The organism is Aquibium oceanicum (genome assembly GCF_001889605.1).
GTDB lineage: Bacteria > Pseudomonadota > Alphaproteobacteria > Rhizobiales > Rhizobiaceae > Aquibium > Aquibium oceanicum.
Genome location: NZ_CP018171.1, coordinates 1,530,994 through 1,544,685 on the forward strand (window position 1 = coordinate 1,530,994; position 13,692 = coordinate 1,544,685).

The following is a 13,692-nucleotide window of genomic DNA, read 5'->3' on the forward strand; positions in this document are numbered from 1 at the left end:
CGTTGAACGCGGGTCTGGCGCGTTCGCGCAATTCTCAGATCGCGTGGATTGGGCGGGAGAGAGCGAACGGCTGATAGACCTGGGGCAAACAAGATCTATCAGCCGGGTGAATTGCTCGCGAGCCTTCCACCGCGACGGTCAGTATCCGTTCTCCTTCCGCAACGCCACACATGTTTGGCGTGAGCGTCAGCTTTAAGTCTGCGGGGACGTCTGGACCCGCCTCATGCCGGCGTGACCGTCGCCGAGCCGTCCAGCACGTGCCAGGGATCGGCGGCCGCGGTTCCGGAGGCGCGCAGCGCGCGGTTGTCGGTCGTGTCCCAGACGATCAGACCTTTGAGCTTTCCGGTCGTGTTCACCGCGTGGGCCACGTTGGCGATGTTGGCGCCCGAATACTCCGAGCTCGCGCCGATGACGAAGCGCCGGCTGGCGTCGATCACCGTGTCGCGCGCGGCGCCCATCTGGAGGGCGCCGGTCTCGGCGACCGTAACGCGCACCGCCACCGTCGCCGTGCCGTCCGTGGTCATGAAGTCGATGCGGCCGGGCGTGCGTTCGGTGCCCGGCGTACCGGCGACGCTGACGTTGATGCGGGCGGCCTCGCCCTGGTTCCCGCTCGATGCGACGCCGGCGAACGAGAAGGTGGCGAGATCGTCGCCGGCCTGCACGACGGTGTTGTCGCCGACATTCGCGCCGCGGGACTTGGCGAAGAACAGGTACGGCGCGCCCACGTTGTTGGCGAAGCGCGCCAGCATCAGGGAGGCATCCGGGCCGGTCGAGAGGATCTGCATCTTCGGCGTCACGACGGTCAAACCGGTCCCGCCGGTGCGGGTGCCATAGGCGCTCGATCCGCCGATGAGGAAGTTTCCGGACGTACCGAAACGCGCCTGCTCGGTCGCGCCGGTGACGAAGGCGAGCATGTTGTCGCCACCGGCCAGGCCGCTGTCGCTGTCGCCGACCTTCAGCGCCGGCGAAGCGGCGGACCCGGCCGGCAGCCGCACCGCGCCGGTAGTCTTGTCGACGAGGATCGCCGTCGTCCAGGCCGATCCGTCGGCGGAGACCTTGAGCGTAAAATCGTCGTCGCCGATCAGGCCGAGTTCGGCGCGGCCGGAGAAGCCGGTCTGCATGAGCAGCGAATTAACGTCGCCCTCCGTCTCCTTGTTCATCGTGTAGCGCAGGTCGCCATCGCCGCCTTCGCCGGCGCTCCTGGCGGTCCACAATGCCTTGTTGAGCTTGGCCGAGAAAGGGTTGGTGGCATCGGCGGCGGTTCCGACACCGAGCAGCGAGAGGTTCTGGAACACGGTGAGGGCGGAGGTGAGCCCGGCCCAGGCCGACCCGGTCCAGTAGCAGAGCTGCGCCTCGTCGTTGACCCAGGCGACCCAGCCCGGCAGCGGCGTGAAGAACAGCCAGGCGTCGTCCCGGAAAACCGCGATCTTGTCCTCCTTGCCTGCCCAGTCGCCGGTCGCCGTGGCCGCGACGATGTAGCGGTCGCCCTCGCTCTCGCCGCCGGGCGGTGCCGTCAGGTCGCGGTCGATCACCGAGAGCTGGACCAGCGCGTCCAGCATGGCGATCGCCTCGTTGTGGGTGACGTGCTTCTGCGCCTGGGAAGGCATGATGTAGGGGAGGGCGAGATGGGTGCTGTTTTCCACGGGGGATGCTCCAAGCATTTTTCGTCCCCATGATGCTACGGGAGCGGGACGGCACGTGGATCAAATGGGCGCATTCTTTCGCGATCGACGACCCCAGCGGGACACACCGACCGCGCCCCCCCGAGGCGACAAGTCCCAAAAAACCGGGCGTTCACGGCGAGCGGGGGACGGGACCTGGCGTTCGGCGACGCTTCCTCCACCACGAGATGGCGCGGAATCTGTTCACGCCGTTTTCCCGCGCGGCTCGCGAAAAGCGGTGCGTCACGGCCAGTCGGCGAAGCTGGCTGGCGGGGCGAGTTCGCCCTGTCGCCGTGCCTCGCCGCGTTGGCGGCGGTAGGCGCCGGGCGATATGCCCATCATCCGGCGGAAAAAGTTCGAGAAATGCGCCGGGTCGTTGAAGCCCAGCGAGTGGCCCAGTTGCTGGATGGTCATGGCCGACCGGTCGAGCCGAAGTGCGGCCTCGTGCGCCAGCCGCTCGGAAACCAGCGCCTTGGGTGACTTGCCGATGCCGCTGGTGCACACGGCGTGCAGCCGGTCGGCCGAAATACCGAGTGCGGAAGCGTACTGGACGATGCTCCAGTGGCTGCGAAAGTTCATCTCGACGAGTTGCCGGAACCGCAGCAGGAGCCCGGCCTTCTCCCCGGTGCCGACCAGCGAGGTCTCGTGCGCCCCGGAGAGGCGCATCATGGTGACGAGCATGATGCGGAGCAAGGCCGCGAGCAGCAGCGGCGATCCCTCCTGCGGCTGCCGCAATTCGTTGAGAACGCCGTTGAAGCAGCGCGCGATTACCGAGGCCTGCTCGCCCTGCCCGGCGAGCGACAGCACGAAGTTGCGGTCGACGAGATAGCGCAGATCGACCGATTCGGCCTGGTCGCCGATCGCGTCTACCAGGAAGGCATTCGCCACGTGGCCGCGATAGCCGGTGCTTCCGGCTTCGACGCGCAGGCGCCCCGGCTGCTGGTCGCCCAGCCACAGCAGTGCCGGGGCCTCGATCGAAAGGCGATCGTCGCCGGCCTCCGCCTCGCCGCTGCCGTCGGTGAGCAGCACGACTTGGCGTTCCGCCAGGTCGCTCAGGCGGTTGAGCGACCAGAATCGCCGCTGCAGGCTGCTTTCGATGCGTTCGGCCTTCACCTGTCTTCCGCGTCCAAGCCTGATCCGGGATGTAAAACCGTTCGATGGCCACCGTTTTACCAGTTTCTTGCAATCAATAGCCAGAAATTTGCCTTCTACAAGAGGCCGCTTGGCTGTTCTGTGAATGGCATGCAGTGGCAAAGGGCTCGGCAAGAGGCCCGTACCGCCAGATTGCGCCGGCAAATCAGGCCGGACGCGGGAGGAATCGGAATTTGGCAGGCGCATCGACGGCGATCGCCCGAAGCAGGATGACGGCTGGCGGTGCGATCCTCGAGAGGATCAGCCCGGTCACCGGCGACGTCGTGACCCGCGTTCCGGCATCAAGCCCCGACGAGGCCCGCCACGTGGCGAACCGCGCCGCCGCCGCTTTTGCGCAATGGTCCAGGGTTCCCCCGTCGGAGCGGCGCGCGCTGCTCGACCGCGCGGCCGACCTGCTCCTGGCCCGCTCGCACGACTTCGTCGAGGCGATCTCGGCGGAGACGGGCGGGACCTGCGCCTGGGGCGAACTCAACTGCCGCCTGGCCGCTTCCATCCTGCGCGAGGCGGGCGCGCTGACGACGCAGGTGACGGGCGAGGTGATCCCCTCCGATCGGCCCGGCGCCCTTTCGATGGCGATGCGCAGGCCCTGCGGCGTGGTGCTGACGCTGGCGCCCTGGAACGCGCCGCTCATCCTCGGGGTGCGCGGACTGGCCATGCCGCTCGCCTGCGGCAACACGGTGGTCTTCAAGGCCTCCGAACTCTGCCCGCGCACTCACCAGATGATCGGCGAGATCTTCGCGGAAGCGGGATTTCCCGACGGGTGCGTCGGGGTCGTCCACAATGCCGAGCACCACGCCACCGAGATCGTGGAAGCGCTCGTCGCGCATCCGGCGGTGCGACGCGTGAACTTCACCGGTTCGACGCGGGCTGGCCGCGTCATCGCGGAACTCTGTGCCCGACACCTGAAGAGGCCGCTGCTGGAACTGGGAGGAAAGGCGCCGCTCGTCGTGCTCGACGACGCCGATGTCGAGCAGGCGGTGAAGGCGGCCGCCTACGGCGCCTTCTTCCATCAGGGCCAGATCTGCATGTCGACGGAACGGGTGCTCGTCCATGACGACATGGCCGACGATTTCACCGCCCGTCTCGCCGGACACGCCGGCCGGCTGAAGGCGGGCGATCCACGCTATCCCGGCAATGCGATCGGGCCGATGGTCAGCGAACAGGCGGCGCAGCGCGTGAAGGCCCTGATCGACGACGCGGTGGACAAGGGCGCGCGACTGGTCGCCGGCGGAAAGCTGCGCGGCGCCTACCTGGACGCGACGATCCTCGACGGGATGACGCCCTCGATGCGCATCTACTACGAGGAATCCTTCGGGCCGGTGGCCTCGGTCATCCGCTATTCCGACATCGACGAGGCCGTCTCGATCGCCAACGACACGGAGTACGGCCTCGCCGCCGCGGTTTTCGGCCGCGACGTGACGCGCGCGCTGGAGGTGGCGCACCGGCTGGAGACCGGCATCTGCCACATCAATGCTGCGACCATCCAGGACGAGCCGCAGGTGCCGTTCGGCGGCGTGAAGGCGTCCGGCTACGGCCGCTTCGGCGGACGCGCGGGCATCGACGAGTTCACGGAACTGCGCTGGATTTCGATCCAGGGCGGCCGCGAGGAGTATCCGATATGAGTGCGCGGGGAGGGGTGGAACCGCGCGGCGAGACGGCAGGCTGGACGGCGCGCGACGGGTTCGTCGCCGCTGCCGCCGCTCGCGGCGACGGGCGCTGCTTCATGTATACACCACCGCCTGCCGGCGTGACGCCCGGCATGTTCGAACCTCACGCCCGGCATCGTCCCGCGGCGCGCGCAAGCACCGTGTCGGCAACGGCACGTCCGGTTGGGTCGCGGCAAGGGTCGGCAGGGCTCCTTGCGCGATGTGTATACATGGCATCTGATTGCGCGGTGACAGGCCGGCAGAAAAATTCTATTGTCTCCGGCGGCCGCGCCATCGGGCGGGAGAGAGCGGAGCCGCTGTTCCGTCGCCCCATGCGAAAGACGGGATTGCGTGTCCCGGCGCGGCGTGCCGAGGGAGGATTGCCATGAACGTGATGCACAGACCCGTCGCGGGCCCGAAGGCGCCCGAGCGCTTCTTCATCGGCGGACGCTGGATCGACCCGATCTCCAGGCAGACGCTCAAGGTGGTCTCCCCGACTACCGAGGAACTGCTCATGACCTATCCCGAAGCGGGGCCGGCGGACATCGACCGCGCGGTGTCGGCGGCGCGCGACGCTTTCGACAACGGACCCTGGCCGCGCATGTCGCCGTCCGAACGTGCCGGCTACCTTCGCCGTGTGGCCGGGCTCCTGTCTGAGCGGCTGGAGGACATCGCGCAGGCCTGGACCGTCCAGGTCGGCGCGCCGATCTCGCTGACCCGGAAGCTGGTCGGGCAGAACCCGACGCTCTTCAACTACTATGCGGACCTGATCGAGACCTACCCCTTCGTCGACGACCGCACCCGCGACGACGGCGGCAAGGTCAAGGTGGTGAAGGAGCCGGTAGGCGTCTGCGCCGCGATCACGCCGTGGAACGCGCCACTGGTGCTCCTGAGCTACAAGGTTTCGGCCGCCCTTGCGGCGGGCTGCACCATGGTGGCGAAGCCGTCGCCGGAAACGCCGCTCGAGGCCTACATACTGGCCGAATGCATCGAGAAGGCGGGGCTGCCCGCGGGCGTCTTCAACATCGTGCCGGCGGGGCGCGAGGGCGGCGACTACCTCGTGCGCCACAAGGGCATCGACAAGGTCGCCTTCACCGGCTCGACGGGGGCAGGCAAGCACATCGCCGCGGTCTGCGCCGAACGGCTCGCCCGCGTCAGCCTCGAACTCGGCGGCAAGTCGGCCGCGGTGCTGCTGGACGACGCGGATTTCCAGGCGGCACTGCCGAGCCTCATGGTCTACACCATGCCGATCACCGGCCAGGTCTGCTTCTCGCTGACGAGGGTGCTGGTGCCGGAACGGCGCGAGAAGGAGTTCCTCGACCTCTACCTGGGCGCCGTCTCGAACATCAAGGTCGGCGATCCCATGGATCCGTCGACCCAGATGGGACCGCTGACCATGGCAAGACAGCGCCAGCGCGTGGAAGGCTACATCGCCGCCGGACGTGCCGAGGGCGCCCGCATCGCCTGCGGCGGCGGCCGGCCCAAGGGGCTCGACCGCGGCTACTATGTCGAGCCGACGGTCTTCACCGGCGTCACGCCCCACATGAAGATCGTCCAGGAGGAGATTTTCGGGCCGGTCGTGTCGGTCATGACCTACCGCGACGAGGACGAGGCGGTCGCCAAGGCCAACAACTCGCAGTACGGCCTGAGCGGCGCGGTCTACACCGCCGATCCGCAGCGCGGCTACGAAATGGCGCGCAAGATGCGAACCGGCAGCATCACGATCAACGGCATGATCGTCGATCCCAAGCACCCCTTCGGCGGCTTCAAGCAGTCCGGAATGGGCCGCGAGGGCGGACCGGAAGGCCTCGACAACTACGTCGAGACCAAGACCATCCACTTTGCCGGATGAGGAGCTTCAAGGTCATCCGGTCGAGACGGTAACGAGCAGAGACAGTCACGTCATCACAGGGAGGAAAAATATGCTGAGACGTTCATTCATCACCCTTGCCGCCTCGGCGGCTGTTCTGGCGGGGGCGGGCACATCCGGCTTCGCGCAGGAGGAGACGATCAAGCTCGGCGCCAGCGCGCCGAAATCCGGCCCGCTGGCCGGCGGCGCGGCCATGACGCATTGGCCGAACATCCAGCTGTGGATGAAGGAAGTGAACGATGCCGGCGGCCTCAAGGTCGGCGACAAGCAGATGAAGATCGAACTCGTCGAATATGACGACAAGACGAGCGGCGAAGAGGCGATCAAGAACATCCAGCGGCTCGCCACCGTCGACGAGGTCGACTTCCTCGTCGCGCCCTATTCCACGGGCCTGAACATCGCCGCCGCTCCGGCGATCGCGCGCTACGGCTATCCGCAGATCGCGACGACCGCCGCCACCGATGGCGTCAAGGAATTCGCCGAACGCTGGCCGAACTCCTTCTGGATGCTCGGCACGTCGACGCAGCTTGCCAACGGCATCGTCGACACGATCTCCAAAATGAAGGAGAAGGGCGACATCGGTAACAAGGTCGCCCTCGTCAACGTCGCCGACGCCTTCGGGCTGGAACTGATCGGAGCCGCCAAGCCGGCGCTGGAGAAGGCCGGGTTCGAGATCGTCTACGAGACGTCCTATCCGCTCGGCACACAGGATCTCGCTCCGGTTATCAGCCAGGCCAAGGCCGCCGCGCCCGACGCCTTCATCGCCTTCTCCTATCCGGGCGACACCTTCGCGCTGACCGAACAGGCGCAGGTGCAGGGCTTCGACGTTCCGGTCTTCTATACCGGCGTCGGCACCGCCTTCCCGCCCTTTGCCAAGCGCTTCGGCGACGCCGCGAACGGCATCATGGGCATCGGCGGCATCAACAGCTCGGACGAGAACGTCAAGGGCTACCTCGACATGCACAAGGCCGACCTCGGCTCAGACCCGGACTTCTGGGCCAGCGCGACGACCTATGCCGGGCTGCAGATCCTGGGGCAGGCGATCGAAAAGGCGGGTTCCCTCGACAAGGCCGCCGTCGTGGAGGCGATCAAGACCGGTACGTTCGACACGGTGATCGGCCCCGTCTCGATGCCCAACAACGTCAACGAGAAGGTCTGGACCGTCGGGCAGTGGAACAACGGCGTCTTCGAGGCGGTCGCCGCCGAGGGAATGCCGGTCGCCGCCGAGCCGGCGAAGAAGTCCGGCTGGTAGCAGGGGGCGGCCGCCTTTGGCGGGATCGACCCCCACTCCGTCCGCTTCGCGGCCACCTCTCCTCCGGTCGACGGGGGAGAGGAAGCACGGGCGGTCGGGCACCGCGCTCTTTACCTCTACCCCTGGAAGGGGGAGAGGTGGTTTGCGAAGCAAACCGGAGTGGGGGTCGACCGCCGTCCAGCGGCACTCCCGGCCTGACGTCCGGTCGCGGTTTCCATCGACGGCTTATCGTCAAGCAGGACGGATAGAAACATCCTCATGAACATCCTCGTCACCGGCATACTCCTGAGCGGCACCTATGCGCTGATCGCGCTGGGGCTGACCATGCAGTATGGCGTCGCCCGAATCATGAATCTCGGCAATGGCGAGACGCTGGTCGCCGCCTGCTTCGTGGCCTTCTGGCTCTACACGGGTCTCGCGATCAATCCGCTGATCGGGCTCGTCATCATCGCGCCGGCGGCCTTCGTCATCAACTGGGGCATCTATGCGGTGGCGCTTCGGCCGCTTGTCAACCGCGCCAAGAACCGGGGGCAGCTGGAGGTGGATTCGATCCTCGCCACCTTCGGGCTCCTGTTCCTGCTTCAGGGGCTGATGATCGTCGGCTTCGGCGGCGAGTACCATTCCTACACGTTCCTTGCCGAACGCTTCGAGATCTTCGGCAATTCCTACGGCCTGAACCGCGTCGTCGCCTTCGCCGCGGCGGTGCTGATCTTTGTCGCGCTGTGGCTCTTCCTCTACCGCACGCGGCAGGGGACCGCGCTGCGCGCCGTCGCCGTCGATCCGGACGCGGCAAACCTCGTCGCCATCGACGTGGCGCGGACCGCCGCCTTCGCCTTCGCGCTCGGTGGCGCGCTGACGGCCTGCGGAGGCGCGCTGCTTTCCACTTTCTACACCTTCAACGCCTCGATGGGCGTGGTCTTCACCATGAAGGCGCTGATCATCGTCATCATGGGCGGGGTCGGCGACGTGCGCGGCGCGGTGCTCGCCGCCCTGATACTCGGCGTCTCCGAGACGCTGGTGGCGAGCCTGATCGATCCCGGCCTGACGCTGGCCGCGACCTATACGCTGTTCATCCTGGTGCTTCTCTTCCGCCCGCAAGGCATCTTCGGGAGGGCGCCGACGTGAACGGCATCACCCGCGATGAAATCCGCGGACTGGCGATCGGCGCGGTGCTGGTGGCGCTCGCCGCCGCGTTGCCGCTGTTAGACAAGGGGTTCTACCTGTCGATCTCCGTCAACATCATGCTCTACGCCGCTCTCTGCACCGCCTGGGCGCTGTTTTCGGGACCGACGCACTACGTCTCGCTGGCGACGGCCGCCTTCTACGGGCTGGGCACCTATTCGGTCGGCCTTGGCATCGACATCCTGCCCTTCCCGCTGCTGCTCGCCATCGCGGCGGCGGCCGGCGCGGTTCTGGCGGGGCTGGTCGGCGCGGCGACGCTGCGGATCTCCGGCGTCTACTTCGTCATCTTCACCTTCGGCCTTGCGGAACTCGTGCGGCAGGTGGTGACGTGGACGCAGACCAAGCTCGCGACCGCCATGGGTCTCTACGTCTTCACCGACTTCACCGAGAGCCACATCTACTGGATGCTGCTGGCGCTGGCCGCCGCCGTCTTCCTGACCGGCTGGGCGATCAACCGCTCGCGGCTGGGCTTTGCCATGCAGATCATCGGCAATGACGAGACGGTGGCGCGCCACGTCGGCATCGACACGGCGCGTTCCAAGATCCTGCTCTTCATGATCTCGGGCGCCTTCATCGCGGTGGCAGGCGCGATCATGGCGCCGCGCTATTCCTACATAGAGCCGCCGGCGGCCTTCAATCCGATGATCTCGTTCCTCGTCGTCATCATGGCGCTCCTCGGCGGGACCAAGCGGCTGTGGGGACCGCTGGTCGGCGTCATCCCCTTTACCATCGTCATGGACATCATCTCCTCGCAGTTTCCCAACCACACCTCGATCGTGATGGGGCTGGCCTTCCTGACGATCGTCTACTTCATCCCCAACGGAGTGACCGGCCTGATCGAACAGGGCCGCGAACGTTGGCGAAGGAGGGTCGTCGTGGTGGGCGAGGAGAAGACGGCGTGACCGCCGCGCTGACCGTCAACTCGGCGCGGAAAGCGTTCGGCGGCCTGATTGCCGTCAACGACGTGTCATTCGAGGTTCGCCGCGGCGAACTGCTGGGGCTGATCGGGCCGAACGGGTCGGGCAAGACCACCATGCTCAACCTGATCTCCGGCGCGCTGAAGCCGACTTCGGGCGAGATCATGCTGGAGGGCAGGCGCATCTCGGGACTGCCGGCACATGCGATCGCGCGGCAGGGCGTGGCGCGGACCTTCCAGCTCGTGCGGGTGCTGCCCTCGCTCGACGCGGAGCAAAACGTCATGGCGGGCGCGGTCTTCGGCCACGTACGCAGCTGGGGCGCGGATGCGAGGAAGACGTCGCGGGCGCTGCTTGACCGCGTCGGGCTCGGCGCGCGCGCCCACATGCCGGTGTCGGCGATGACCTATATCGACCAGAAGCGGGTGGAACTGGCGCGCGCGCTGGCCGCCAACCCGCGCATCCTGCTGCTCGACGAGTGGCTTGCGGGGCTGAACCCGAGCGAACTGAAGATCGGCATTTCGCTCGTCGACGAGTTGCGCCGCGAAGGCCGCACCATCATCATGGTCGAGCACGTGATGGACGCGATCCGCTCGCTCTGCGACCGCTGCGTGGTGATGAGTTCGGGCCGCACGATCGCGCAAGGGGGCGTGGAGGAGACGCTGTCGGACCCGGAGGTGGTACGCGCCTATCTCGGAGACGAGGATGCTTGAGGTCCGCAATCTGGCCGTCAGCTATGGGCGCCACCGCGCGCTCGAGGGCGTCAGCGTACGCGTCGACAAGGGCGAGATCTGCGTCATCCTCGGCGCCAACGGGGCGGGCAAGTCGACGCTTCTCAAGACCATCGCCGGCATGGTGAAGCCGGACGCCGGCGCCGACATCGTCATTAACGGCAAGGCCATCGCCGGCATGAAGCCGCACAGGATCGTGGAGGAGGGCATAGCGCTGGTGCCCGAGGGGCGGGGCATCTTCGGCGAGCTTTCCGTCGCCGAGAATTTGCAGCTGGGCGCCTTCGCCACGCGAGCGCGGAAATCGGAACGCGAGACGCTCGACCTGATCTACCGGCTGTTCCCGAAGCTCGCCGAACGCAAGCGCCAGATGGCGCGCACCATGTCGGGCGGCGAGCAGCAGATGGTGGCGATCGGCCGTGCTCTGATGTCGAAGCCGGACATCCTGATGCTCGACGAGCCGTCGCTCGGTCTGTCTCCGATCCTGACCAAGGAGCTGTTCAAGTCGCTGAGGCAGGTGGCGGCGACCGGCGTCGGCATTCTCCTGGTGGAGCAGAACGCCAAGCAGAGCCTCGCCATCGCCGACCGGGGCTATCTGGTCGAGAACGGGCTGGTGACCGGAGAGGGCAAGGCGTCCGACCTCGCCAGCGATCCGGCCGTCGTCAACGCCTATCTCGGCGGCACCGGGAAGGAGGGCAAGCGAACCGCTCCGGCGCGCGGGATATCGATCCGCCTGCCGGCCTCCATTCCGCTGCCGATCGATCTTTCCGCCATGCGCGACGCGCTGTCCGGTCTGGCGATGCGGGCGAGCCGCATCCAGTCGGCGTTCGTGCGTTCCCTGCGGCGCGCGGGCGCTATTCCGAGCGCGTTCGTCGGCCGCTACGACCCGAAGGCGGGGACCGATCCTTGGGAGGAGGCCGCATCCATGCCAAACGAGCTGATCGTGTCGCGTAAAGCCGGGCGGCGGCCCGTCCGCGTCGACGTGAACCCGGCGGACCTCGCCGACCGCGCAAGCGCGCGGCTCGCCAGGCACATCAGGACCACGCGGCTTTCCTCGCCCGCGCCGTCGGCCTTCGCGAATGCGCTGACGACCGCCCCTGCGGCCGAGGCGGAGAACCATGTCCGCCAGACCGCCAACCACGACCAGACCGCGGGGAGGGTGGTTTCCCGGCCCGAAGACCGGCCGCGCGCGGAAGGATCGCAAGATCCCGCCGCACTGGCACGCCGCGCTTCCGATAGGCTGGCGGAGCATGTCGCGGCCCGGCGCAAATCGATTCCTGTCCCGTCCGCTTTCGCCGGAAAAACCGGTGCAGAAGCAGAGCCTCGGGACGAGCAGGAGGTTTCGTCCCGTGCGGGTGAGCAGAAGTCACCCAGCGATCCCGGCGGCGAGCGGGGAAACCGCTCAGGCAGCACCAACCCGCTCGAACTGGCGCAGCGCGCGACCGCGCGGCTCGCCGAGCAGGTGCGCGCTCGGCGTGCGTCCAGGCCGGTGCCGTCGGCGTTCGCGAGCCTCGCGGCTGTTCGGCCGCCGGAGGCGGATCGCGACCAACCGCGCAGCGGCCGCGGGCTCATCGGCCACAACAGTGCCGGCTTCGACGTCGAGGCAGACGCGCCGGCGGCGCCCGCAAATCCGAAAGGCGCGCCTGCCATCGCCGATCTCGTCGCCCGGGCGGCGGCCATTCATACCGCGCATGTGGCGGCGAAACGGCGCAAGCTGACCGCATTCGTCATTCCGGCGCGGCCGGACAATGAAACCGAAGATTCCGCTCCGGGGCGTCCGGCGGAAAGAACGCAAGGAGACTGACAATGGCTCGCGTATTCGAAGGCATGTACATCGGCGGCGGCTGGTCCGCGACGCAGAAGACCTTCAAGGACCTGAACCCCGCCGACGGATCGGTGTGGGCCGAGGTGCCCGATTCCGGCCGCGCCGAGACGGCCGCCGCGATCGACGCGGCGCACGCCGCCTTTCCCGAATGGTCGCAGCTGCCGTTTTCCAAGCGCGCCCACATCCTGATGAAGGCCGCCGAGATCTGGGAGCGGCGCAAGATGGAGATCGTCGAGGCGATCCAGGCCGAGGGTGGCGGATGGTTCGGCAAGGGCATGTTCGAGACCGGCTACGTGACCGAGATCTTCCATGCCGCGGCCGGCTCGGTGTGGCAGCCGACCGGCGAGGTCCTGCCGTCGGAATACGGCAAGGTGTCGATGGCCGTGCGCCGGCCGATGGGCGTTGTCTCTGTCATCAGCCCGTGGAACTTCCCCTGCATTCTCACCGCGCGCGGCTTTCTCTTCCCGCTGGTGGCGGGCAACACGATCGTTCTGAAACCGTCGGAGGAGACGCCCTATCTCGGCGGACTGCTGTTCGCTGAAATCTTCGAGGAGGCGGGGCTGCCCAAGGGCGTGCTCAACGTGGTCACCTGTTCGCGCGACAACGTGGCCGAGGTCGGTGACGAGCTGATCGAGCACCCCTACGTGAAGGGCATTTCCTTCACCGGCTCGACCGCCGTCGGCCGCCAGGTCGCGGCGAAGGCGGGCGCCCACCTGAAGAAGTGCTGCGTGGAGCTCGGTGGCAAGGATTCTCTCATCGTGTGCGACGACGCCGACATGGAACGCGCCACGCAGGCGGCCAATTTTGGCTCCTTCATGCACCAGGGCCAGATCTGCATGTCGGTCGAGAAGGTGCTGGTGCACGAGAAGATCTTCGACGAGTTCCTCAAGAAGTTCGTCGAGCGAGCCGGCAAGCTCAAGGTCGGCGATCCGACAAAGAGCAAGGAGCACATCATAGGCCCGCTCATCAACGACAAGCAGCTCGGCAAGGTGAAGGAACAGCTCGAGGATGCCATTGCCAAGGGCGCCAAGGTGGTGCTCGGCGGCAAGATAGACGGTCGCTACGTCGAGCCGACGATCCTGACGGGCGTCACGCCCGACATGAAGCTCTACCAGGACGAGACCTTCGGCCCCGTGGTGCCGGTGATCCCCTTCCGCACGGATGACGAGGCGGTGCAGATCGCCAACGACACCGAATACGGCCTGTCGGCCGGCGTCATGACCCGCGACGAGGTGCGGGGGCTGGCGATCGTCAACAAGCTCGACACCGGCAACTGCCACATCAACTGCTCGTCGGTGAACGACGAGCCGCATGTGCCCTTCGGCGGCTTCAAGGCTTCGGGCTCGGGCAAGCATGGCGGGCGCTGGTCGCTGGAGACCTTCACGGAAACCCGCTGGATCACGCTCGACCGCGGCGGCAGGCCGTATCCGCCGATGTTCTGACGCGTCGGCTCCGCCGCCCG

At 67.3% G+C, this 13,692-nt stretch carries 10 protein-coding genes; 8 read left to right on the forward strand and 2 right to left on the reverse strand.

Annotated elements, in window-relative coordinates; translation table 11 throughout:
- Positions 1–221 precede the first annotated feature (221 nt).
- Positions 222–1,643, reverse strand: a complete 1,422-nt coding sequence (locus BSQ44_RS07675) for a DUF2793 domain-containing protein (protein WP_072602729.1) — start codon at positions 1,641–1,643, stop codon at positions 222–224.
- A gap of 261 nt (positions 1,644–1,904) precedes the next feature.
- Positions 1,905–2,774 (reverse strand): AraC family transcriptional regulator, encoded by an 870-nt coding sequence (locus BSQ44_RS07680; RefSeq protein WP_072602731.1) that lies wholly within the window; start codon positions 2,772–2,774, stop codon positions 1,905–1,907.
- A gap of 248 nt (positions 2,775–3,022) precedes the next feature.
- Here BSQ44_RS07680 and BSQ44_RS07685 point away from each other — a divergent pair, with 248 nt between their 5' ends.
- From BSQ44_RS07685 to BSQ44_RS07720, 8 genes are all read left to right on the forward strand, one after another.
- Positions 3,023–4,435, forward strand: a complete 1,413-nt coding sequence (locus BSQ44_RS07685) for an aldehyde dehydrogenase (protein WP_072602733.1) — start codon at positions 3,023–3,025, stop codon at positions 4,433–4,435.
- 409 nt (positions 4,436–4,844) lie between these two features.
- Positions 4,845–6,311: an aldehyde dehydrogenase gene (locus tag BSQ44_RS07690; protein WP_072602735.1), complete on the forward strand. Its 1,467-nt coding sequence runs from the start codon at positions 4,845–4,847 to the stop codon at positions 6,309–6,311.
- A 70-nt stretch (positions 6,312–6,381) separates the two neighbouring features.
- On the forward strand, positions 6,382–7,581 hold the full coding sequence (locus tag BSQ44_RS07695) for an amino acid ABC transporter substrate-binding protein (RefSeq protein ID WP_072602738.1): 1,200 nt from the start codon (positions 6,382–6,384) through the stop codon (positions 7,579–7,581).
- A 258-nt stretch (positions 7,582–7,839) separates the two neighbouring features.
- Positions 7,840–8,706, forward strand: coding sequence for a branched-chain amino acid ABC transporter permease (locus BSQ44_RS07700; protein ID WP_072602740.1), 867 nt, complete (start codon positions 7,840–7,842; stop codon positions 8,704–8,706).
- Positions 8,703–9,665, forward strand: coding sequence for a branched-chain amino acid ABC transporter permease (locus BSQ44_RS07705; protein ID WP_235633363.1), 963 nt, complete (start codon positions 8,703–8,705; stop codon positions 9,663–9,665). Before BSQ44_RS07700 ends, BSQ44_RS07705 begins: the two co-directional genes overlap by 4 nt.
- Complete coding sequence (locus BSQ44_RS07710; protein WP_072602743.1) at positions 9,662–10,390, forward strand: ABC transporter ATP-binding protein; 729 nt, start codon at positions 9,662–9,664, stop codon at positions 10,388–10,390. Before BSQ44_RS07705 ends, BSQ44_RS07710 begins: the two co-directional genes overlap by 4 nt.
- Positions 10,383–12,209 (forward strand): ATP-binding cassette domain-containing protein, encoded by a 1,827-nt coding sequence (locus tag BSQ44_RS27830; protein ID WP_072602745.1) that lies wholly within the window; start codon positions 10,383–10,385, stop codon positions 12,207–12,209. The genes BSQ44_RS07710 and BSQ44_RS27830 overlap by 8 nt, the downstream gene beginning before the upstream one ends.
- A 2-nt stretch (positions 12,210–12,211) precedes the next feature.
- Positions 12,212–13,672 carry an aldehyde dehydrogenase family protein gene (locus BSQ44_RS07720; protein ID WP_072602747.1) on the forward strand — a complete coding sequence of 487 codons (1,461 nt, stop codon included), beginning with the start codon at positions 12,212–12,214 and terminating at the stop codon, positions 13,670–13,672.
- The last annotated feature ends 20 nt before the right edge of the window (positions 13,673–13,692 follow it).